Raw genomic sequence first — 21585 nt, forward strand, 5'->3', positions numbered from 1 at the left:
ATGGCTGATGAGATCAACGAAGACGTCAAGGCGATGAGCTTCGAACAGGCACTCGACGCGCTGGAGAAGATCGTCGATGATCTGGAGCGCGGCGACGTGCCGCTCGACCAGTCGATCAAGATCTACGAGCGCGGCGAGGCGCTGAAGGTGCATTGCGACCGGCTGCTGAAGGCGGCCGAGGACAAGGTCGAGAAGATCAGGCTGTCGCGCGACGGCAAGCCTGTCGGAACGGAGCCGCTCGACGCGGATTGAGGCGCGGTGCAGTCTCACCGACTTTTGGACATGATCGTGATCGAGAATAGGTTCGTCCCGATTGAAAGCGCTCCAGGACAAGAGGAGATACGCAAGCGATGTGCAGAAACATCAAGACCCTGTTCAATTTTGACCCGCCCGCAACCAGCGACGAAGTCCGCGACGCAGCGCTTCAGTTTGTCCGCAAGCTGAGCGGAACGACGCGGCCCTCGAAGCAGAACCAGCATGCCTTCGACCACGCCGTCGAAGCCATCGCCGCCTCGGCGCGCGAACTGCTCGATTCCTTGGAAACCCATCAGCATCCGCGCAATCGCGAAGATGTGGCGGCCAAGCTACGGGCCAAGGCGGCGATCCGCTTTGCCTGACGCGGCCAAGCGGGCATTGCCCGCTGACAAGGAGATCTCGTGAGCTTCTTTCCCGGAAACGACCCACAGGCCGGTGATGCCTTCGCCAGCGACCAGGTCGAATTGATGGTCATCCCCAACGCCAAGGATATTGGCGGTTTCCAGGTGCGCCGCGCTCTGCCGACCGCCAAGAGGCGGCTGGTCGGGCCTTTCATCTTCTTCGACCGCATGGGCCCGGCGATTCTGCGCGCCGGCCAGACGCTCGATGTGCGTCCCCATCCGCATATCGGCCTGTCGACGGTCACCTATCTGTTCGACGGTAAGATCCGACATCGCGATTCACTCGGCACTGAAATGGTCATCCAGCCCGGCGACGTGAACCTGATGACCGCTGGCCGCGGCATCGTCCATTCGGAGCGCACGCCCGAAGAGTTGCGCGGCGCGCCGATGTCGATCTCCGGCCTGCAGACGTGGCTGGCGCTGCCGGATGGCAAGGAAGAAGTGGCTCCGGTGTTTGAGAACACCGCAGTGCTTCGGCTTCCCGAGATCGACGCGGAGGGCGTCAGCGGGCGCGTCGTCATTGGTGACTTCCAGGGATTGCGGTCCCCGGTCAGGGCCGACTCCGAGACGCTCTATGCCGACCTGCGTCTGGCGCCCGGCGCCAGCGTGAAAATCCCGGCTGATGCGGAAGAACGAGCTATCTACACGCTGGAAGGCGAGGTCTCGATATCAGGTGACGTCTTTCCGGCGGAACGGCTGCTCGTGTTTCGACCGGGTGACGAGATCGTCGTATCGTCGCAGACCGGTGCACATTTCATGCTGTTTGGCGGCGCCTCGCTCGGCTCGAAACGGTACATCTGGTGGAATTTCGTCTCATCGTCGAAGGAACGCATCGAACAGGCCAAGCAGGAATGGAAGACGGGCCGCTTCGATATCGTTCCCGGAGATGAGGAAGAATTCATTCCGCTGCCGGAAAGCTAGCATCACAGCCTGATCCGCGTCACTGACACGCATTTACTTTCGCCGGCCGGCGGCTTATTTCGCCCATCAACCGAAAGCCTGAGCACCCGTGAACGCAACGCCGCATACGCCGCTTCTCGACAAGGTCCGCATCCCGGCCGACCTGCGCACGCTTGCCGAGAGCGAACTGCCGCAACTGGCATCCGAGCTTCGCGCCGAGCTGATCGACGCCGTCTCCCACACCGGCGGCCACCTTGGCGCCGGCCTTGGCGTGGTCGAGCTGACGGTTGCGCTGCATTATGTCTTCAACACTCCCGATGATCGGCTGATCTGGGATGTCGGCCATCAGGCCTATCCTCACAAGATCCTGACCGGGCGCCGCGACCGCATCCGCACACTGCGCCAGGAGGGCGGCCTGTCGGGCTTCACCCGCCGCGCTGAGAGCGAGTACGATCCCTTCGGCGCCGCTCACTCTTCGACTTCGATATCGGCCGGCCTCGGCATGGCCGCCGCTCGCGACCTCTCCGGCGGCCGCAACAATGTCATCGCCGTGATCGGCGACGGCGCGATGTCTGCCGGCATGGCCTACGAGGCGATGAACAATGCCGGCGCGCTCGATGCGCGGCTGATCGTCATCCTCAACGACAATGACATGTCGATCGCCCCGCCGACCGGTGCGATGAGCGCCTATCTGGCGCGTTTGGCCTCGGGCAAGGCCTATGTCGGCCTGCGCGATTTCGGCAAGAAACTGACGTCTTATCTCGGCAAGCGGGCGGATCGTGCGATCACAAGGGCGGTCGAGCATGCACGCGGCTATGTCACCGGCGGCACGCTGTTCGAAGAGCTCGGCTTCTATCACATCGGCCCGATCGACGGGCACAATCTGGAACATCTGATCCCGGTTCTGAAGAACGTCCGCGACAATGGCGAAGGCCCGGTGCTGATCCATGTCGTCACCCAGAAGGGCAAGGGCTACGCGCCGGCGGAAGCCGCCGTCGACAAATATCACGGCGTCAACAAGTTCGACGTCATCACCGGCGCGCAGGCCAAGGCGCCGGCCAACGCACCTGCCTATACCAAGGTGTTCGCCGAAAGCCTGGTTCAGGAGGGCCGTGAGGACGACCGCATCGTCGCCGTCACCGCCGCCATGCCGAGCGGCACCGGCCTCGATTTGTTCGGCGAAGCGTTTCCGTCGCGGATCTTCGATGTCGGCATTGCCGAACAGCACGCGGTGACCTTTGCCGCCGGCCTTGCCACCGAAGGTTACAAGCCATTCGCGGCGATCTATTCGACCTTCCTGCAGCGTGCCTACGACCAGGTCGTCCACGACGTCGCCATTCAGAAATTGCCGGTGCGGTTTCCCATCGACCGCGCCGGCTTCGTCGGCGCCGATGGTGCGACCCATTGCGGCGCCTTCGACACCACCTTCCTGGCGACACTGCCGGGTTTCGTCGTCATGGCGGCGGCCGACGAGGCGGAGCTGCGCCACATGGTGCGCACCGCGGCGAGCTATGATGAGGGCCCGATCGCCTTCCGCTATCCGCGTGGCAACGGCGTCGGCGTCGACATGCCGGAGCGCGGCTCGGTTCTCGAAATCGGCAAGGGCCGCATCGTCAAGGAGGGCACCAAGGTAGCGCTGCTGTCCTTCGGTACGCGGCTGCAGGATTGTCTGATCGCCGCCGAGGAGCTTGGCGCTGCCGGGCTTTCCACCACGGTCGCCGATGCCCGTTTCGCCAAGCCGCTCGACGAGGATCTGATCCGGCGGCTGGCCCGCTCGCATGAGGTTCTGGTGACGGTGGAGGAGGGCGCCGTCGGCGGCTTCGCCAGCCATGTGCTGCAGTTCCTCGCCCACGAAGGTCTGCTGGAAAGTGGCCTGAAGGTGCGCCCGCTGGTGCTGCCCGACGCGTTCACCGACCACGCCAAGCCGGAAAAGATGTATGCCGATGCCGGGCTCGATGCCGCCGGCATCGTGCGCACCGTGTTCGTGGCACTCGGGCACACAGTCCGCGCCCAGCGCGCCTGAATCAAAGTCTCAAAGACTTGAATCAGTTTGCCGGCCAACGATCTTAACGCATTGTTTACGCTGCCGTTTGGCTTTTCGCTTACCCTGTCTCTTGGCCGTTTTTCAATGGCGCCCTGCTAGATCAGAACCAGGCAGGGAGACAACAACAATGAAAACGCTTCTGTGCGGCGTAGCGCTTTGCGCCCTCATCGCCGCGCCGGTCGCCGCCGAAACGCGCTATGACCGCAGCCTTGAAAAGGCGGCCATGGGCATCGTCGCCGGCAAGATGGGCGGCATCCGCGGCGGCTTTTCCTACAAGCAGGTGCCGCAGCTTGTGGTTGTGCCGGTAGCAGCGCCGGCGGTCGTGACCGAACGCCCACGTGACGAAGCCACGGGCAAGCCGGACGACGGTCTGTCGCCCGCTGTGGAACGGCAGGTTTCGCGAACCATTTTCTAAACTACAGGTCAGTAGGCCTAGAGCTGCTTGAGAGGGTATGATCGGAGTCGGTCTACCGGCCGATGCCTTTGTTCATGCCGCCATTCGGCGATCTGAAAAGGTTACTCCTCCGCCGGCTCCGCTTGTTTCGAGGTTTTCTCGGAGCGCCAGGATTTCGTGGCGTGGCGAGCTCGGTCGGCCAAGACGGCGAGGCGTCCGCGCAGGCTTCGCCCACCCATCACCGACGACAAGATCACCGAATGCGTCGCAAAGCGGCGCTTGAAATCCTCGCCGCCGCAGAGAAAGTCGACCGTGGTCAAGCCCCGGTCAAGCGACCACTGGATGTAATCCATCATCAGGACCATGCCCGGCGAGGCTCGCTCGAAGGCCGGATCATAGGTCGTGACGAAAGCCATCATCGTTCCATGCTGCTCGAAATTGATCGAGATGGCGATGATCTCGTTTTCGCGTTCGAGCACGAAGATGCGCAGCAATCCTAGCCCGGCCAGCGCGGAGACCAGCGCCGCCAGAGCGGCGGAACCTTCGTCGAAGAGGTCCGAAACGCGGCCGTGCTTTGCCAGCCATAGCCGCTTCAGCGCCGCGACGCGCTCGAGCACTGGCTCGCGGGCTTCGTGCGCTTCCATCAGGCGGAAGCGTAGCGCGCCGCCTTCCTCCATGAATTTGCGGCCACGGCGATAGTTTTGCCGGGCTTTTTTCGATTGGCTTTCGAACCATTGCGCGCCGCCTTGCCAGGCGCCAGCGACACGATAGCTGACCTCGCTGCGGTGGTTTGGCTGCAAGATCGTGCCGCCGCCTGGGGCGGCGGGGCCGAGCAGTGCGGGGAATCGGGCATCGGGCAAAAGACGATTCAAATAGACAAGATCGAAGCCGCCATCGTCGAGAATGCGTTGCCAGAGCTGCCGCAGGATCTGCAGGTCGCAATCGGGGGCAAGCAGGACATCGCCATAATCGCAGTGATCCTTCGCCGCCCATTCCAGGACGCGGATGCCTGAGCGCCTGAAGGTCGCGAGCGCAATGACGGCCACGAGCCGCTCGTCGCTCCAGACCAACCCGATCCTGAGGCCGCGCCGATCCTGATACGGTGTCGTGCGCCACCAGGCCGAGATCCAGTCCGGATGCTGGAAGACGAGGCCGCCGGCGCGTTGCCAGAGCGCCGCCCAGGCGGGCGCGATTTCTGCCAGGCGCGCATCCGAAGTTGCGACTTCGATCCGGTGCGTTCGCGGCAGCCGGCACACGACAGGCCCGTTCAAGGCTTGGCCCTTTGCGAGGATTGCTGTGGCTCGGGCTTGTCGGTTCGGAAGTGTCTGGCGATCTGCCACCACATCCGCTTCAGCGGCAGGATGTAGAGCCCCGCGAGCGACTGATAGTCGCGCACATTGCGTTCGATCAACCCGAATTTGAAGTCCTCGTCGGGTCTCGGAACGCATAGGGTTCCGAACAGCCGATCCCAGAACGGGAAGAGCAGCCCGAAGTTCTTGTCGTAATGGCGCGGGTCCGTGCTGTGGTGCAACTGATGCCAGTGCGGGCACAAGATCAGGTTGTTCAGCGGCCCAAACGAGATCTTGAAATGCGTGTGCCTGACGAAATCCATCATCAGGATGTTGCGTATGATGTAGACGTTGACGCCGAAGACCGTCAGCTCGACGAGGTTCAGCGACACCAGCGACCAGATACCGAAGCAGATGCCGGGAATGACGCCGTCCCAGGCCCGGTTCATCAGTTCGTCGAGCGGGTGGACGCGATCCTTGGTGATGCCGACCATCACCTCGGCCGAATGGTGGACCTTGTGCAGTTCCCAGAGCACCGGATAGCGGTGCTGGGCGACGTGATAGAGATAATACGAAATGTCGTAGGCGAGCAGCATCGTGACGGTGAAGATCGTCACGGTCACCGGCCCTGCCGGACCCTCGATCAGGGGCGGCTGGATCGCCAGGAGCGTCGAGAGCAGCCAGTTCGTCGCATAGCCGACGGCGCTGACGAAGACGATGCCGGCAGGCAGCATGAGGAATGGCATGAGGGCTTTCCTCGTCACCCAGAACAAAAGGTCGGCCCTCGCCGAGGGATGACTGATCACCTCGTGCGGGACCGCGAACTCGAAGAATTCTTTCCAGCTCTTTTTCTCGACCGTGCGCCAATAGGCGACGAGGGCGCTGACCAAAGCGGTCAGCAACAGAAGTCCGGTCGCCAGCAGACCTGCGCCGGAAATCCGGTCAAGAACCTTGTAGACGATGTCGCTGGCCATTTCCAAGATTGCCGCCTCTTCATCCCGTTTTGCGGGCTGTCGCAGTCATAACAGTTAGTCCTCAAGCAAATGCGACGAAAATTGGTTAACAATTCATGAGTCTTTCTGGAATTCGGGAAAGTGATCCGCAAACGGCGACGCCTCGTGCTTCGGCAACCACCCGTTTCAACGAGCGTAACGCACGGATTTTCAAAGGATGGGGGCGTGACAGAACTAACCGCCATCGTCTCAAAGCCCAATATTGCTGGGATGATGGTTGGAGTGGGAGACGAATGCCTCTCCTCAATGCCCGGCTGGCGCCCTTGCCATCGTCGTCGGCTTTCGCCATGAAGGCCGATGAATTCGCCTCTGCCAGCCAGCACACGCCAGCGGCTCGACGACCTGCTCGTCCAGCGCGGGCTGTTTGCCAGTCGCTCGCGTGCCCGCGACGCGGTCGAACGCGGCACGGTGACGGTTGACGGTGTCCTCGCCCGCAAGCCCGGCCAGAGTGTTTTGCCGCAATGCCTTGTTACCATCGATGATCCGGCGCAAGGCTATGTGTCGCGCGCAGCACTCAAGCTGATCGGTGGGCTCGACCATTTCGGCCTCGATCCAGCTGGCTGCGAGGCGCTCGACGTCGGCGCCTCGACCGGCGGCTTTACCCAGGTTCTGCTGGAGCGTGGCGCGGCTCATGTCACCGCGATCGATGTCGGGCATGATCAAGTGCACCCTGATGTCGGAGGAGATCCGCGTGTGACGGTGATCGAGGGCCTGAACGCCCGCGATCTCACAGCCGCCGATCTTGGCGGTCGTATTCCGGATTTCATTGTGTCCGACGTCAGCTTCATTTCGCTGAAACTGGCGATGCCGCCGGCGCTTGGCCTTGCGAAGCCTGGCGCCAAGGCCATGTTTCTGGTCAAACCGCAATTCGAGGCTGGTCGCGAAGCTATCGGCAAGGGTGGTCTCTTGAAAGATCCCTACGACGCCTCCCGTGTCGCCGGTCTGCTGCAGGATTGGCTGGATGCCGTTCCCGGCTGGCGCTCGCTCGGGCTGCATTTGTCGCCGATCGAGGGCGGCGACGGCAATCGCGAATTCCTGCTCGGTGGGATCAAGGACCGATGAGCGCGCGCTTCAGCATCAGGAAACTTGGCGCCCAGGGCGACGGCATCGCCGAGACCGAGACAGGCGATCTGTTCATTCCCTTCACACTGCCCGGCGAAACGGTCACCGCCGCGCGCGAACGGGATCGCGCGATGTTGATGGCGGTGCTGGAAGCCTCGCCGCTGCGCATCGATCCCGCCTGCCGCCATTTCACCGAATGCGGCGGTTGCGCGCTCCAGCATTTCGAAGCCGAAGCCTATCGCCAGTGGAAACGCGAAAAGGTGGCGCACACCCTGAAGGGTAAAGGCATCGATTGCGAGATCGGCGAACTGGTCGCCTGCGCGCCGCACACGCGCCGCCGTGTCGTGCTTGCCGCCCGGCGCGCCGATACAGGCATGCTGCTGGGCTTCCATCGACATCTGTCGCCGGAGATCATCTCCATCGAGGAATGCCCGATCTCGCTGCCGGAGATCGTTGCCGCGCTCGATCGCCTCAAGGCACTCGCTGAACTGGTTTGCGCCACCACCAAATCGTTCCGGCTGGCGGTCACCGTGACCGGTTCGGGTCTTGATATCGCGGTCTATGAGTCAGGCAAACTGGGCGACAACCAGCGTCGGGTCGCCTCTAATTTCGTCATGGCCCAGGGATTTGCCCGGCTTTCGATCGACGATGAGATCATCATCGAACCCAGAAAGCCGGTGGTCACGTTCGGCGGCGTTGCCGTTGCCATTCCGCCGGGCGCCTTCCTGCAGGCAACCGAGGCCGCCGAACAGGCGATGGCCGACATCGTCGGCGGACATCTGAAGCGTGCCAAGAAGGTGGCTGATCTTTTCGCCGGTTGCGGCAGTTTTGCCTTGCGGCTTGCGGCAAGGTCGGAAGTCCATGCGGTGGAGGGTGACGCGGCAGCGCTTTCGGCGCTGGACCGGGGATCACGCTTCGCCACCGGCCTGAAGCGGGTGACGGGCGAACGCCGCGACCTGTTCCGCCGGCCGCTAACGTTCAAGGAGCTGAATGCCTTCGACGGTGTGGTGTTCGACCCGCCGCGCGCCGGCGCCGAGGACCAGTCGAAGCAGATTGCCCGCTCGGATGTTCCGTATGTTGCCGCGGTGTCCTGCAATCCAGTGACGCTCGCGCGCGACCTGCGCATCCTCATCGACGGCGGCTACACCCTAAAAAGCGTGACGCCGATCGACCAGTTCCTGTGGTCGCCGCATGTCGAGGCGGTGGCGCTGCTGGAGAAGCCGAAGAAGAGGCGCTAAGGCAGTAGCAAGCGGTGTAACCGAGGCGAGCCTTCGGTTCACCTTGGTTAAACCCTCGTACCGCCCACCGTCATCTGGTTCATGCGCAAATGCGGCTGGCCGACGCCGACCGGCACGCCCTGTCCGGCCTTGCCGCACATGCCGATGCCGGTGTCGAGCTTCATGTCGTTGCCGATCATCGAAACGCGGTGCATGGCATCCGGCCCGTTGCCGATCAGCATCGCGCCCTTGATCGGCTGCGTCACCTTGCCGTTCTCGATCATGTAGGCCTCGGTGCAGCCGAAGACGAATTTGCCAGAGGTGATGTCGACCTGGCCTCCGCCGAAGGAGACGGCATAGATGCCGTTCTTGACCGAGGCGATGATTTCGTCCGGCTCCATATCGCCAGATGTCATGTAGGTGTTGGTCATGCGCGGCATCGGCTGGTGGGCGTAGCCTTCGCGCCTGCCGTTGCCGGTCGCCTTCATGCCCATCAGCCGGGCGTTCTGTCGGTCCTGCATGTATCCGACCAGCTTGCCGTCCTCGATCAGCACATTGCGGGCCGAAGGCGTGCCTTCGTCATCGACGGTGAGCGAGCCGCGCCGCTCGGGCATGGTGCCGTCGTCAACGACGGTGACCCCCTTGGCGGCGACCTGTTGGCCCAGCAGGCCGGCGAAGGCCGAGGTCTTCTTGCGGTTGAAATCGCCTTCCAGCCCATGGCCGACGGCCTCGTGCAGCATGACGCCTGGCCAGCCGCTCGACAGCACTATGTCGAAGGTGCCGGCCGGCGCCGGTATGGCCTCGAGATTGACCAGGGCTTGCCGGAGCGCCTCCTTGGCGGCGTGCTTCCAGCTGTCCTCGACCAGGAATTCGCCAAACGCCTTGCGGCCACCCATGCCGTAGGAGCCGCTCTCCTGGCGGTCGCCATTGCCGACCACGACGGAGACGTTGATGCGGACCAGCGGGCGGATGTCGCGCACCACCTGGCCGTCGGCGCGCACGATCTCGACATGCTGCCAGGAGGCGGCAAGCGATGCCGAAACCTGCCGCACGCGCGGATCCTCGGCGCGCAGCCAGGCGTCGATTTCCTGCAGCAGCTTTGCCTTGGCCTCGAAGGAAGGCGAGGGGATCGGGTTCTCGTCGCCATAGAGATGGCGGTTGGTGCGGGCAGGCGCCGCGGCAAGCGTGCCGGAATAACCGCCCTTGACGGTTGAAACGGCGTCGGCCGCGCGCAGCAGCGAGGCCTCGGAAAGATCGCTGGAATGGGCATAGCCGCTGGCTTCGCCGGCAACGGCACGCAGGCCAAACCCCTGGTCGGTGTTGAAGTTGGCGGTCTTCAGCCGGCCATTGTCGAACATCAGCGCTTCGCTCTCGCTGTATTCGAGAAACAGCTCGCCGTCGTCGGCGCCGTTGATGGTCTCGGCGACGATCTGCTTGATGCGATCGTCTGAAATGTCGAATTGGCCGATCAGGCTGTTCATGGCGCGTCCGTTCACAGGAGGAATGGGTCTTTGCCACGATGTAGGCGCGAAGGCGCGTCGAGACAATCGTCCCGTCGCATTCCGAAGACAAATGCGCTCCGCCGACAGGTCGTCGACGTCACTTCTGTCGGGGGAGGGCGACTGTCAGGGGAGGGCGGCGAACCCGTCGGCGAAGCCTTTGAGATCGACCGGGATGCCGATGCCTTCTTCCGGAGTCTGGAAGACGATGAAGGTGGCCGACGTGCCGGTCTTCAACGTGTCGAGCAGCGGCTTTTCGAGAATGACTTCGGCATAGCAGCCGTCCTGGAAGCAGCGCACGAAATAGGCGCGGCCGATGTCCTTGCCGTCGACATTGAGGCCAAGCCCGTTGGGCAAAAGCACGCCAAGCGGCGCCAGCACGCGCAGGATCTCAGCCTTGTTGTCGGCAGTGCGTAGCACGACGACTGACAGCCCCATCTCCGGACGGTCCTCGGCAACGACGTTCTGCATCATCACGCATTGTTCCGAGGTGGCGCCGGCCGGCGTGTCGCAGATGATCGACCACGCGCCATGCGTCGAGCGCACCGTGCCACTCGGTTGCGCGGCGTTGGCCGTGCCGGACAAACCGATTGTAGACAGGCCGATCGCGGACAAGCCGATACCAGACAGGGCGGCGAGAAAGATGACCTTCGCCAAGGTTCTCGAAAGCCAAGGGATCATGACGGCTCCATTGCGAATCACGGCACTTTAAGCCGCGCCAAAGCCAAGTAAAGGACAAGACCGCTACCGGTCTGCCCCGAAAAAGCCAATACGGCGCTTTTCCCTGCCAATTTCGCCCGAATTGCGACGTTCGGCCCGCGCGGCCCGCAGGAATGTCACCGTTGGCCCAGCATAGGCGATTCGGGGTCGCCGCCGCTGCCTTCAAAGGCACATCCGGTCTTGCGCGCAAAAATGCCGCACGGTTTCGCCCGCTCCTTTCTTGCGGAGGGAAAAAGAGTATGGTTTGAACCACCCTGAGACTGTCGGGATTCCCGTCCCGGCATTGTTCGTTATTCTCGTGGGCACAGCCGCGAGGAACTGGGAGACGATGAGGGCGATGAGAAATTTCCTGGCAAACGCCAAGGTTCCAGCAAGTGCCAAGTTTCTAAGTGCTTGTGCCGCTATCACGTTTTTCGCCGGCACATCCGCCCATGCCGACCAGCCCAAGGACTGGGAGACAACCTTCCAGGCGCCGGCGACCGACATGATGCGGCAGATCGAGTGGTTCGGAAACTACACGATGTGGTTCATCGTCCCGATCACCATCCTGGTAATGCTTCTTCTCGCCTATTGCATGGTGAGATTCCGCGCGAGTGCGAACCCGGTTCCGTCCAAGACCAGCCACAACACGCTGATCGAGGTGATCTGGACTGTCGGCCCGGTCGTCATCCTGCTTTGCCTCGCCATTCCCTCGTTCCAACTGCTGACCGCGCAATACACGCCGCCGGAAGAAGCAAAGCTGACCGTCAAAGCGACCGGCAACCAGTGGAACTGGGATTACGAGTACCAGACCGAGAACACGCTCTCCTTCAATTCCGCGATCCTCCAGGACACCGACCGCACCGCCGCCGGGAAGGAGGACCGCAAGGAATATCCGCGCCTGCTCGCCGTCGACAACGAACTGGTGGTGCCGGTCAACACCATGACCCGCGTGCTCGTCACCGCAACCGACGTGATCCATTCCTTTGCCATGCCGTCGTTCGGCATCAAGATCGACGCCATTCCGGGCCGCACCAACGAGACCTGGTTCAAGGCGGAGAAGGAAGGCCTCTACTACGGCCAGTGCTCGCAGCTCTGCGGCAAGGACCATGCCTTCATGCCGATCGCCATCCGCGTCGTCTCCGACGCGCAGTTCAAGACCTGGCTGGCGGCGGCCAAGACCGATCTGCCCGGCGCCAACAAGACGCTGATGGCCGAGGTCGATGGCCAGAACAAGGTAGCGGCCGCCGGCAACTGATGCCGCGGGCTAGCAAGATTTAGGGAACGGAGCGGAATATGGCAGACGCTGCAGCTCACGACGGGCACGACCACAAGCCGTATCACGGCTGGGTGCGCTGGGTTTATTCGACCAACCACAAGGACATCGGCACGCTCTACCTGATCTTCGCGATCATGGCCGGCATCATCGGCGGTGCCTTGTCGGTCGCCATCCGCATGGAGCTGCAGGAGCCCGGCATCCAGATATTCAGCGGTCTGGCGCAGATGGTCTACGGCATGAACGGTGACGCCGCGATCGATGGCGGCAAGAGCATGTACAATGCCTTCGCCACCGCGCACGCCCTGATCATGATCTTCTTCATGGTCATGCCGGCGCTGATCGGCGGTTTTGCCAACTGGATGGTGCCGATCATGATCGGCGCGCCAGACATGGCGTTCCCGCGCATGAACAACATCTCCTTCTGGCTGCTGCCGCCGGCCTTCATCCTGCTGCTCACCTCGATGTTCATGCCCAGCGCGCCGGGCGCCTTTGGCGTCGGTGGCGGCTGGACGCTTTATCCGCCGCTGTCGACCTCGGGCCAGCCCGGACCGGCGATGGATCTGGCGATCCTGTCGATCCACATTGCCGGTGCGTCGTCGATCCTTGGCGCCATCAACTTCATCACCACCATCTTCAACATGCGCGCGCCTGGCATGACGCTGCACAAGATGCCGCTGTTTGCCTGGTCGGTGCTGGTCACCGCCTTCCTGCTGCTGTTGTCGTTGCCGGTTCTGGCCGGCGGCATCACCATGCTGCTCACCGACCGCAATTTCGGCACCACCTTCTTTGCGCCTGACGGTGGCGGCGATCCGATCCTGTTCCAGCACCTTTTCTGGTTCTTCGGTCACCCGGAAGTGTACATCCTGATCCTGCCGGGCTTCGGCATCATCAGCCACGTCATCTCGACCTTTTCGAAGAAGCCGGTGTTCGGTTATCTTGGCATGGCCTACGCCATGGTGGCGATCGGCGCCGTCGGCTTCATCGTCTGGGCGCACCACATGTACACGACCGGCCTGTCGCTCGACACGCAGCGCTATTTCGTCTTCGCCACCATGGTCATCGCGGTGCCGACCGGCGTGAAGATCTTCTCCTGGATCGCGACGATGTGGGGCGGGTCGATCTCGTTCAAGACGCCGATGCTGTGGGCGCTGGGCTTCATCTTCCTGTTCACCATCGGTGGCGTCACCGGCGTCCAGCTGGCCAATGCTGGCCTCGACCGCTCGCTGCATGACACCTATTTCGTCATCGCGCACTTCCACTACGTGCTGTCGCTGGGCGCCGTGTTCGCCATCTTCGCCGGTTGGTACTACTGGTTCCCGAAGATGACCGGCTACATGTATTCGCCCGTCATCGCCAACACCCACTTCTGGGTTACCTTCGTCGGCGTCAACCTGATCTTCTTCCCGCAGCACTTCCTCGGCCTCGCCGGCATGCCGCGCCGCACCATCGACTATCCGGATGCGTTTGCCGGCTGGAACTATGTGTCGTCCATCGGCTCCTATATCTCGGCCGTCGGCGTCCTGATCTTCCTCTACTGCGTGTTCGAAGCCTTCCAGAAGAAGCGGATTGCCGGTGCCAACCCGTGGGGCGAGGGCGCAACGACGCTAGAATGGCAGCTGCCTTCGCCGCCGCCGTTCCACCAGTGGGAACAGCTGCCGAAGATCAAGTAAGGCGGCTGCCCGCTCGAATACGAAACCGCCGGTTCGCCGGCGGTTTTGGCCAACGGAATGATGGACTTAAGTACGCATGGCCCTTGTCGACGACCCATTGATTGACGAAGCGGGCTTTCGCATGTCGGAAGCGACGGCGGGCGATTTCTTCGCCCTCTTGAAGCCGCGCGTCATGTCGCTGGTGGTGTTCACTGCCTTTGTCGGTCTCGTCGCCGCACCGGTGACGATCAACCCGCTGCTGGCGGTGATCGCCATCCTGGCGATCGCGATTGGTGCTGGCGCCTCCGGCGCGCTCAACATGTGGTACGACGCCGACATCGATGCCGTGATGACCAGGACCGCCAGCCGTCCGGTCCCGGCCGGTCGCATCCAGCCGCATGAGGCGCTGACCTTCGGGCTGGTGCTGTCGGTGCTGTCGGTGATGACGCTCGGCGTGCTGGTCAACTGGCTGTCGGCGACGCTGCTGGCCTTCACCATCTTCTTCTATGCCGTCGTCTACACGATGTGGCTGAAGCGCTGGACGCCGCAGAACATCGTCATCGGTGGTGCTGCCGGCGCCATTCCTCCCGTGATCGGCTGGGCCGCGGTGACCGGATCGGTCAGCCTTGAAAGCCTGATCCTGTTCCTGATCATCTTCCTGTGGACGCCGCCGCATTTCTGGGCGCTGGCGCTGTTCAAGTCCGAGGACTACGCCAAGGCCGGCATCCCGATGATGCCGAACGTCGCTGGACACGCTTCGACTCGCCGTCAGATCTTCGCCTACGCGCTGGTGCTGGCGCCGGTCGGCGTGCTGCCATGGCTGCTTGGCTACACCACGCCGGTCTATGGCGTGGCCGCCGTACTGCTCGGAGTTGGTTTTGTCTGGTACGCATGGAAAGTGCTTGGCATGGCCGATGACGACCGCGTCATGAAACCGGCAAAGGCCTTGTTTGCCTATTCGCTGCTTTATCTCTTCGCCATCTTCGCTGCCTATCTGGCCGATAGCGTTGTCGAACGCGCGCTTGCCATGGGTGGAGCATGACTATGATCGAGGAAAAGCTCGAGACTATCACGTTGACCGAGCGTCAGAAGAAGGCCCAGCGTAGCCGTTCCATCGCCATTGGCGTGGCGCTGGCGCTGCTGGTCGTCATTTTCTACATCGCGACGATCGTGAAGTTCGGCCACAATTTGGGCACGATGTGATGAGCGTCGAGACGTCCAAGAAAACGACGGGCAAGAACAGCAACGTCATCGTTGCGGCTGTCTGCCTTGCCTTTTTCACCGGCATGATCGGCATGGCCTATGCCGCGGTGCCGCTTTACAAGATGTTCTGCCAGGCGACAGGCTATGGCGGCACGACGCAGCGTGCCGAGAAGCAGTATGCCGGCCGCGTGCTCGACCGTGAGGTCACCGTTCGCTTCGATGCCAACATCGCCGGCGTGCCGTGGGACTTCCAGCCGGTCCAACGCTCGATGACCATGAAGATCGGCGAGACGGTGCAGGCCCACTACAAGGCCACCAACAAGTTCGATCGCCCCGTGACCGGCCGCGCCACCTTCAATGTGCAGCCGGAACTGGCAGGGCCCTACTTCAACAAGGTCGAGTGCTTCTGCTTCACCGACACGACGCTGAAGCCTGGCGAGACGTTGGACATGCCGGTCCTCTTCTATGTGGACCCCGATATCGTCAACGTGCCGGAACTGAAGGACGTGAAGACGATCACCCTGTCCTATACGATGTTCCCGGTCGAGAAGACCAAGCCGGTCGCCTCCTCGGAGCCGGCCAAGGGCAACAGCAAGACAATTTCGAATACCGAAGCAAATCTCGGGGGTTGATATGGCAGACGCGCACGCAAAACCACAGCATGACTATCATCTCGTCGACCCGAGCCCGTGGCCTTTCCTGGGATCGGTAGGCGCGCTCGTCACCGCCTTTGGCGGCGTCTGCTTTATGGAGTACCTGAAGGGCGGCAGCTTCCCGATCTTCGGCTTCAACATCGCCAATCCGTGGCTGTTCTTCATCGGCCTGGTGATCGTCCTCTACACCATGTTCGCCTGGTGGTCGGACACGATCAAGGAAGCGCATGAGGGCCATCACACGCGTGTTGTGTCGCTCCATCTGCGCTACGGCATGATCATGTTCATCGCCTCGGAGGTAATGTTCTTCGTTGCCTGGTTCTGGGCCTATTTCGACGCCAGCCTGTTTCCGAGCGAAGTGCAGCAATATGCCCGCACCGCGTTCACCGGCGGTGTCTGGCCGCCGAAGGGCATGGAAGTTCTCGATCCCTTCCATTTGCCGCTCTACAACACCGTCATCCTGCTCCTGTCGGGCACCACGGTCACCTGGGCGCACCATTCGCTCATCCATGGCGATCGCAAGGGGCTGATCAACGGCCTGGTGCTGACCGTCGGCCTCGGCATGCTGTTCACCATGGTGCAGGCCTATGAGTACATGCACGCTCCGTTCGGCTTCAAGGATTCCATCTACGGCGCCACCTTCTTCATGGCGACCGGCTTCCACGGCTTCCATGTCATCATCGGCACCATCTTCCTGGCTGTCTGCCTGCTCCGGGCTATGAAGGGTGATTTCACCCCCAAGCAGCATTTCGGCTTCGAGGCGGCCGCCTGGTATTGGCACTTCGTCGACGTGGTCTGGCTGTTCCTGTTCGCATCGATCTACGTCTGGGGATCGGTCGGCGCGGTGATCGAAGGCCACTGATCCCGGACTGAGGGTATCGATTTGGGGAGGGGCGGCCGCGGCGACGTGGCCGCCTTCTTCTTTTCGGCGCAATGATTGCCGATCGATAGCCCATGCGGCTGACAATTCCCTGGGCGATTTGCGTATTCATGATCGCGGCATTCCCGGCCCTTGCCGCGGCAAGGGTCGATCTTGTGCGTGTCGACAAGTCGGAACGGCGGCTGGAACTGATCGGCGACGGCAAGGTCTTGCGAAGCTATGGCATCGCGCTGGGCGGCGATCCTGTCGGACACAAGCACCAGGAGGGCGATCAACGCACGCCCGAGGGCAACTATGTCCTCGACTGGCGCAACCCGAACAGCATCGCGCACAGATCGATCCATATTTCGTACCCCGATGCCGACGACCTGGCGGCCGCGAAGGCGCGCAATGTCGACGCAGGCGGCATGATTATGATCCATGGCCAGCCAAATGGTTATGGCTGGTGGGGCTGGCTGCTACAATTGGTCGACTGGACCGACGGCTGCATTGCGGTTACGGACACCGACATGGACGAAATCTGGGCACTGGTGGCCGATGGGACACCGATCGAGATCGAGCGGTAAGCAATGAGCGACGACGCTTCCATGAGTGAAGATAAGGCGATCTGGCCGCCGATCGAACCGATTTCGGCCGGCCTGCACGGCCGTTGTCCGCGCTGCGGCGAGGGGCGGCTGTTTGCCGGTTTCCTCACCGTCGGCAAGCGCTGCGTCAATTGCGGCCTCGATTATTCCTACGCCGATGCCGGCGACGGACCGGCGGTCTTCGTCATCCTGATCATCGGTTTCATCATTGTCGGTCTGGCGCTCTGGGTTGAAGTTACGCTGAGCCCACCGCTCTGGCTGCATCTGCTGATCTGGATCCCGCTGGCTGTCGTGTTGTGCCTGACGGCGCTGCGGCTGATCAAGGGCGTGCTGCTCACCTTGCAATACCGCAACAAGGCGGCTGAGGGCCGGCTGGATCGCGGCGAATGAGCGAGGCATCCGTCAAGGCCGATGGCCGTTCGCGGCCACGGACGGCATTGCTTTTCAGCCTTGGCCTGGTGCTGTTCCTGATCCTGCTGGCGCTCGGCAGCTGGCAGGTCCAGCGCCTGTACTGGAAGGAAGGTCTTCTTGAGACCATCGACCGGCGCACCCATTCAGCGCCACGGCCGCTGGCCGAGGTCGAGAAAGAATTCGCCGCCACCGGGGACGTCGACTACACGCCGGTCACCGTCACCGGCACTTTCCTGCATCAAGGCGAGCGGCATTTCTACGCGACCTGGGAAGGCGACGCGGGCTTCAACGTCTACACGCCGCTGGCGCTCGACGATGGCCGCTTCGTCCTGATCAATCGCGGCTTCGTGCCTTACGATCTGAAGGATGCCGCCAAGCGCGCCAAGGGACAGGTGACAGGCAAGGTGACGGTCACCGGACTTGCCCGCAATCCGCTGCCGGCAAAGCCGTCGATGATGCTTCCCGACAACGACGTGGCGAAGAACATCTTCTACTGGAAGGACCGCGACGTGATGGCGGCGAGCGCCGGGCTGCCGGCTGGTGCTGCGCTGGTGCCGATCTTCATCGACGCCGACAAGACGCTCAATCCAGGCGGATTGCCGGTAGGCGGCGTCACCATCATCGACCTGCCGAACAGCCATCTGCAATATGCGATGACCTGGTATGGCCTTGCTGCAGCGCTCGCCGCCGTGCTCATCTTGCGGCTTCGCCGCCCCGCGAAAGAGGAGTGAACGCGACCGACACCCTTGACAGGGCCATCGCCCTTGACAGGACGGGGGTAGGCACCTCATTTCGGCTCTGATCAACCGGCCCGGATTCATGCTTCAAACAAAGACCAAGCCACCTCTGACGATCCGGCTCTGCCAGCCGCGCGGTTTTTGCGCCGGTGTCGACCGTGCCATCCAGATTGTCGTGCTGGCGCTGAAGAAATATGGCGCGCCGGTCTATGTCCGCCATGAGATCGTGCACAACCGTTACGTCGTCGAGGGGCTGCAAAGCCTTGGCGCCGTCTTCATCGAGGAACTCTCCGAGATCCCGGCCGAACACCGCCAGAGCCCGGTCGTGTTCTCGGCGCATGGCGTACCGAAGTCGGTGCCGGCGGATGCCCGGGCGCGCAACCTCTTCTATCTCGACGCCACTTGTCCGCTGGTGTCGAAAGTCCACAAGCAGGCGATGCGCCATCAGCGGCTCGGCCGCCATGTGCTCTTGATCGGTCATGCCGGCCATCCCGAGGTGATCGGCACCATGGGCCAGCTGCCGGACGGAGCGGTGACGCTGATCGAAACCGAAGCCGATGCCGCCAAGCTTGCGCCCGCCGATCCGCAGGCGCTCGGCTTCGTTACCCAGACCACGCTGTCGGTCGAGGACACCGCCGGCATCATCCGCGCCTTGCAGGATCGCTTTCCAGCCCTGCAGGCTCCGGCGGCGGAATCGATCTGCTACGCCACCACCAACCGCCAGGAGGCGGTCAAGGACACCGCTCCGGGCGCCGATCTCTATTTGATCGTCGGCGCGCCCAATTCCTCCAATTCGCGGCGCCTTGTCGAAGTGGCGGAACGGGCTGGCGCCACGATGTCGCTTCTCGTGCAGCGCGCCGCCGAGATTCCGTGGAATGACATCGGCAACATCTCGACGCTCGGCCTGTCGGCCGGCGCGTCGGCGCCCGAAATCATCGTCGACGAGATCATCGACGCGTTCCGGCAACGCTTCGATGTCACGATCGACCTGGCCATCACGGCCACGGAAACGGAGGATTTTCCGGTCATGCGGGTACTGCGCGATGTCGAACTGACGCGGGCCGACATGGCCTTCGTCAATGGAGCCGCGTAAGGCACATGGCGGTCTACACCGACGTTGCGGAAGGCGAACTCGGCGCGTTCCTGAAGCACTATCCGGTCGGCGATCTCCTGTCCTACAAGGGCATCGCCGAAGGCACCGAGAACTCGAACTTCCTGCTGCACACCTCCAGCGGCTCCTACATCCTGACGCTCTATGAAAAACGGGTCGAGAAGGCGGATCTGCCGTTTTTCCTCGGCCTGATGGGCCATCTTGCCAACAAAGGCGTGTCCTGCCCGCTGCCGGTGACCGCGCATGACGGCAGCGTCATCGGCACGCTCGCCGGCCGACCGGCGGTCATCATCACCTTCCTCGAAGGGCTTTCGCTACGGCGGCCAGCGGCAACGCATTGCGCCGAGGTCGGCAAGGCGTTGGCGCAGTTGCATCTGGCCGGCGCCGATTTTTCGATGACGCGTCCGAATGCACTGGCCATCGACGGCTGGCGCAAGCTTTGGGGCGCAGCGCGCAATCGCGCCGACGAGGTCGAGCCGGGCCTGGCGGCCGAGGTCGATGCCGATTTCGCCGATTTCGAGCGGAATTGGCCGAAGAACCTGCCGCAAGGCATCATCCATGCCGATCTTTTCCCGGACAACGTCTTCTTCCTCGGCGAGAAGCTTTCCGGTCTGATCGACTTCTATTTTGCCTGCGACGACCTCTACGCTTACGATGTCGCCACCTGCCTCAACGCCTGGTGCTTCGAGAAGGATTTTTCCTTCAACCTCACCAAGGGCAAGGCGTTGCTTGCCGGCTATCAGAGCGTGCGTCCGCTGAGCGGCCAGGAGAAGGCGGCGCTGCCGATGCTGGCGCGCGGCTCGGCGTTGCGCTTCATGCTGACCCGGCTGTACGACTGGCTTACCGTTCCCGATGGCGGGCTGGTGATGAAACGCGATCCGACCGAGTATATCCGCAGGATGCGGTTCCACCGGGCGATCGGATCTCCTTCGGAATATGGATTGGCCTGATATGGGGTATCATGAGCAAACAGGTTGAGATCTTCACCGACGGCGCCTGTTCGGGCAATCCCGGCCCGGGTGGCTGGGGCGCGATCCTGCGCTTCAACGGCACCACCAAGGAGCTTTCCGGCGGCGAGGCTGAGACGACCAACAACCGCATGGAACTTCTCGCCGCCATCTCGGCGCTGAATGCGCTGAAGGAACCTTGCACGGTCGAGCTTCACACCGACAGCAAATATGTCATGGATGGCATCTCCAAGTGGATCCACGGCTGGAAGAAGAACGGCTGGAAGACCGCCGACAAGAAACCTGTGAAGAACGGTGAACTCTGGCAGGCGCTCGACGAAGCCAACAAGCGCCACAAGGTCACCTGGAACTGGGTCAAGGGCCATGCCGGCCATACCGAAAACGAGCGCGCCGACGAACTCGCGCGCGAAGGCATGGCGCCGTTCAAGAAAGGCCCGTTCAAGCCCGCAGCAGCGCCAAAGCCGGCTGCGCAGGCAAAACAGCCGGCAATCGCGAAGGTGCGGCGGTCGACCCAGAGCTATTGATTCCGGGAGTCGGACGGATCTCAGGCAGGGGATTTCTATCGTGCCGATCCTCTACTACGTCACGCATCCCCAGGTTCAGGTCGATGCCAAAGTTCCCGTGCCGGAATGGGGACTATCCGACATCGGACGCGCGAGAGCGTTTGCAATGCTCGATCAGCCCTTTGTCGGGTCGATCCGGCGTATCGTGTCGTCGGCTGAACGCAAGGCGATGGAAACCGCCGAGATCCTCGCAACGCACCTGCGTCTTGCCATCGAGGTGAGGGAACGGATGCATGAGAACGACCGATCGGCAACAGGTTTCCTGCCGCCGCCGGAGTTCGAAGCGGTCGCGGACCAGTTCTTCGCAAATCCACACGAAAGCATTCGCGGATGGGAAAGAGCCATCGATGCCCAGCAGCGTATCATGAGCGAGGTCGACACCGTGCTCCGCGCCAATGGTGACGACGACATTGCCTTCGTCGGCCATGGCGGCGTGGGAACGCTGCTGCTGCTGTCCCTCAGTGGTCGGGAGATCAGCCGCGAAGCGGATCAGCCGGCCGGCGGCGGCAACTGCTTCGCCTACGATATCGGCGCAGGCCGTGTCGTCGACGGATGGCGGCCGATCGACGGGCCGGCGCAGCCGTAAACGCTCAGACCAGACTAGATGCGCGTCAGTGATATAGGTCTCTCAGACAGGGGGATGTAGTCGAGTGTGAAGACGACGCGCATGGTTGTCTGCACTCCCATGATCCAGCCCCCCGCCAACCCACAGGCGAGAGGTCCTGGGCAGCCGTCGCACGTTTCGGCGATCGCCGCTCTGTAATTTGTGCTCTG

Annotated in this window: 24 protein-coding genes; 20 read left to right on the plus strand and 4 right to left on the minus strand. The window is 62.6% G+C overall.

Features of this window, described 5'->3' with window-relative positions:
• The 5 genes from ACFOJ9_RS09455 (at position 1) to ACFOJ9_RS09475 (ending at position 4015) form a co-directional block, all read left to right on the plus strand.
• A complete protein-coding gene (locus ACFOJ9_RS09455) occupies positions 1-252 on the plus strand; it encodes an exodeoxyribonuclease VII small subunit (RefSeq protein WP_378978627.1) in 252 nt (83 codons plus the stop codon).
• Positions 253-350: 98 nt separating this feature from the next.
• Positions 351-617, plus strand: coding sequence for a DUF2277 domain-containing protein (locus ACFOJ9_RS09460; protein ID WP_378978628.1), 267 nt, complete (start codon positions 351-353; stop codon positions 615-617).
• Between the two features lie 39 nt (positions 618-656).
• Complete coding sequence (locus ACFOJ9_RS09465) at positions 657-1577, plus strand: pirin family protein (protein ID WP_378978629.1); 921 nt, start codon at positions 657-659, stop codon at positions 1575-1577.
• 88 nt (positions 1578-1665) lie between these two features.
• A complete protein-coding gene (gene dxs, locus ACFOJ9_RS09470; RefSeq protein WP_378978630.1) occupies positions 1666-3579 on the plus strand; it encodes a 1-deoxy-D-xylulose-5-phosphate synthase in 1914 nt (637 codons plus the stop codon).
• Between the two features lie 148 nt (positions 3580-3727).
• Complete coding sequence (locus ACFOJ9_RS09475; protein ID WP_378978631.1) at positions 3728-4015, plus strand: hypothetical protein; 288 nt, start codon at positions 3728-3730, stop codon at positions 4013-4015.
• A gap of 101 nt (positions 4016-4116) precedes the next feature.
• Here ACFOJ9_RS09475 and ACFOJ9_RS09480 read toward each other — a convergent pair whose 3' ends face one another.
• Together ACFOJ9_RS09480 and ACFOJ9_RS09485 are read right to left on the minus strand one after the other, a co-directional pair.
• Positions 4117-5265: a GNAT family N-acetyltransferase gene (locus ACFOJ9_RS09480; RefSeq protein ID WP_378978632.1), complete on the minus strand. Its 1149-nt coding sequence runs from the start codon at positions 5263-5265 to the stop codon at positions 4117-4119.
• Complete coding sequence (locus ACFOJ9_RS09485; RefSeq protein WP_378987683.1) at positions 5262-6257, minus strand: sterol desaturase family protein; 996 nt, start codon at positions 6255-6257, stop codon at positions 5262-5264. The genes ACFOJ9_RS09480 and ACFOJ9_RS09485 overlap by 4 nt, the downstream gene beginning before the upstream one ends.
• Before the next feature lie 336 nt (positions 6258-6593).
• Between ACFOJ9_RS09485 and ACFOJ9_RS09490 the strand changes: the two genes are divergently transcribed.
• Together ACFOJ9_RS09490 and ACFOJ9_RS09495 are read left to right on the plus strand one after the other, a co-directional pair.
• Positions 6594-7358, plus strand: a complete 765-nt coding sequence (locus ACFOJ9_RS09490; protein ID WP_378978633.1) for a TlyA family RNA methyltransferase — start codon at positions 6594-6596, stop codon at positions 7356-7358.
• Complete coding sequence (locus ACFOJ9_RS09495; RefSeq protein WP_378978634.1) at positions 7355-8596, plus strand: class I SAM-dependent RNA methyltransferase; 1242 nt, start codon at positions 7355-7357, stop codon at positions 8594-8596. Before ACFOJ9_RS09490 ends, ACFOJ9_RS09495 begins: the two co-directional genes overlap by 4 nt.
• Before the next feature lie 47 nt (positions 8597-8643).
• On the opposite strand, the gene tldD is transcribed toward ACFOJ9_RS09495, so the two are convergent.
• A complete protein-coding gene (gene tldD / locus ACFOJ9_RS09500; RefSeq protein ID WP_127264916.1) occupies positions 8644-10056 on the minus strand; it encodes a metalloprotease TldD in 1413 nt (470 codons plus the stop codon).
• A 144-nt stretch (positions 10057-10200) separates the two neighbouring features.
• Positions 10201-10755 (minus strand): invasion associated locus B family protein, encoded by a 555-nt coding sequence (locus tag ACFOJ9_RS09505; RefSeq protein WP_378978635.1) that lies wholly within the window; start codon positions 10753-10755, stop codon positions 10201-10203.
• A gap of 376 nt (positions 10756-11131) precedes the next feature.
• Between ACFOJ9_RS09505 and coxB the strand changes: the two genes are divergently transcribed.
• From coxB to ACFOJ9_RS09570, 13 genes are all read left to right on the plus strand, one after another.
• Positions 11132-12031 (plus strand): cytochrome c oxidase subunit II, encoded by a 900-nt coding sequence (gene coxB, locus ACFOJ9_RS09510; protein WP_378978636.1) that lies wholly within the window; start codon positions 11132-11134, stop codon positions 12029-12031.
• A gap of 38 nt (positions 12032-12069) precedes the next feature.
• Positions 12070-13722: a cytochrome c oxidase subunit I gene (ctaD, locus tag ACFOJ9_RS09515; RefSeq protein WP_378978637.1), complete on the plus strand. Its 1653-nt coding sequence runs from the start codon at positions 12070-12072 to the stop codon at positions 13720-13722.
• 76 nt (positions 13723-13798) lie between these two features.
• On the plus strand, positions 13799-14743 hold the full coding sequence (locus tag ACFOJ9_RS09520) for a heme o synthase (protein ID WP_378978638.1): 945 nt from the start codon (positions 13799-13801) through the stop codon (positions 14741-14743).
• A gap of 2 nt (positions 14744-14745) precedes the next feature.
• A complete protein-coding gene (locus ACFOJ9_RS09525; protein WP_109662257.1) occupies positions 14746-14904 on the plus strand; it encodes a hypothetical protein in 159 nt (52 codons plus the stop codon).
• Positions 14904-15536: a cytochrome c oxidase assembly protein gene (locus tag ACFOJ9_RS09530; protein ID WP_378978639.1), complete on the plus strand. Its 633-nt coding sequence runs from the start codon at positions 14904-14906 to the stop codon at positions 15534-15536. Before ACFOJ9_RS09525 ends, ACFOJ9_RS09530 begins: the two co-directional genes overlap by 1 nt.
• Position 15537: 1 nt before the next feature.
• On the plus strand, positions 15538-16419 hold the full coding sequence (locus ACFOJ9_RS09535) for a cytochrome c oxidase subunit 3 (protein ID WP_378978640.1): 882 nt from the start codon (positions 15538-15540) through the stop codon (positions 16417-16419).
• 92 nt (positions 16420-16511) lie between these two features.
• On the plus strand, positions 16512-17003 hold the full coding sequence (locus tag ACFOJ9_RS09540) for a L,D-transpeptidase family protein (RefSeq protein WP_378978641.1): 492 nt from the start codon (positions 16512-16514) through the stop codon (positions 17001-17003).
• Positions 17004-17024: 21 nt separating this feature from the next.
• Positions 17025-17411: a DUF983 domain-containing protein gene (locus ACFOJ9_RS09545; protein ID WP_378978642.1), complete on the plus strand. Its 387-nt coding sequence runs from the start codon at positions 17025-17027 to the stop codon at positions 17409-17411.
• Positions 17408-18163 carry an SURF1 family protein gene (locus ACFOJ9_RS09550; protein ID WP_378978643.1) on the plus strand — a complete coding sequence of 252 codons (756 nt, stop codon included), beginning with the start codon at positions 17408-17410 and terminating at the stop codon, positions 18161-18163. The genes ACFOJ9_RS09545 and ACFOJ9_RS09550 overlap by 4 nt, the downstream gene beginning before the upstream one ends.
• Before the next feature lie 88 nt (positions 18164-18251).
• A complete protein-coding gene (gene ispH / locus ACFOJ9_RS09555) occupies positions 18252-19262 on the plus strand; it encodes a 4-hydroxy-3-methylbut-2-enyl diphosphate reductase (protein WP_378978644.1) in 1011 nt (336 codons plus the stop codon).
• Between the two features lie 5 nt (positions 19263-19267).
• On the plus strand, positions 19268-20230 hold the full coding sequence (locus tag ACFOJ9_RS09560; protein ID WP_378978645.1) for a homoserine kinase: 963 nt from the start codon (positions 19268-19270) through the stop codon (positions 20228-20230).
• Positions 20231-20241: 11 nt separating this feature from the next.
• The gene (gene rnhA / locus ACFOJ9_RS09565; protein ID WP_378978646.1) at positions 20242-20772 is read left to right on the plus strand and encodes a ribonuclease HI; all 531 of its coding nucleotides are present in this window, start codon (positions 20242-20244) and stop codon (positions 20770-20772) included.
• Positions 20773-20812: 40 nt separating this feature from the next.
• On the plus strand, positions 20813-21397 hold the full coding sequence (locus tag ACFOJ9_RS09570) for a histidine phosphatase family protein (RefSeq protein ID WP_378978647.1): 585 nt from the start codon (positions 20813-20815) through the stop codon (positions 21395-21397).
• Positions 21398-21585: the final 188 nt, after the last annotated feature.

The sequence above is a fragment of the Mesorhizobium cantuariense genome (genome assembly GCF_042647205.1).
GTDB lineage: Bacteria > Pseudomonadota > Alphaproteobacteria > Rhizobiales > Rhizobiaceae > Mesorhizobium > Mesorhizobium cantuariense.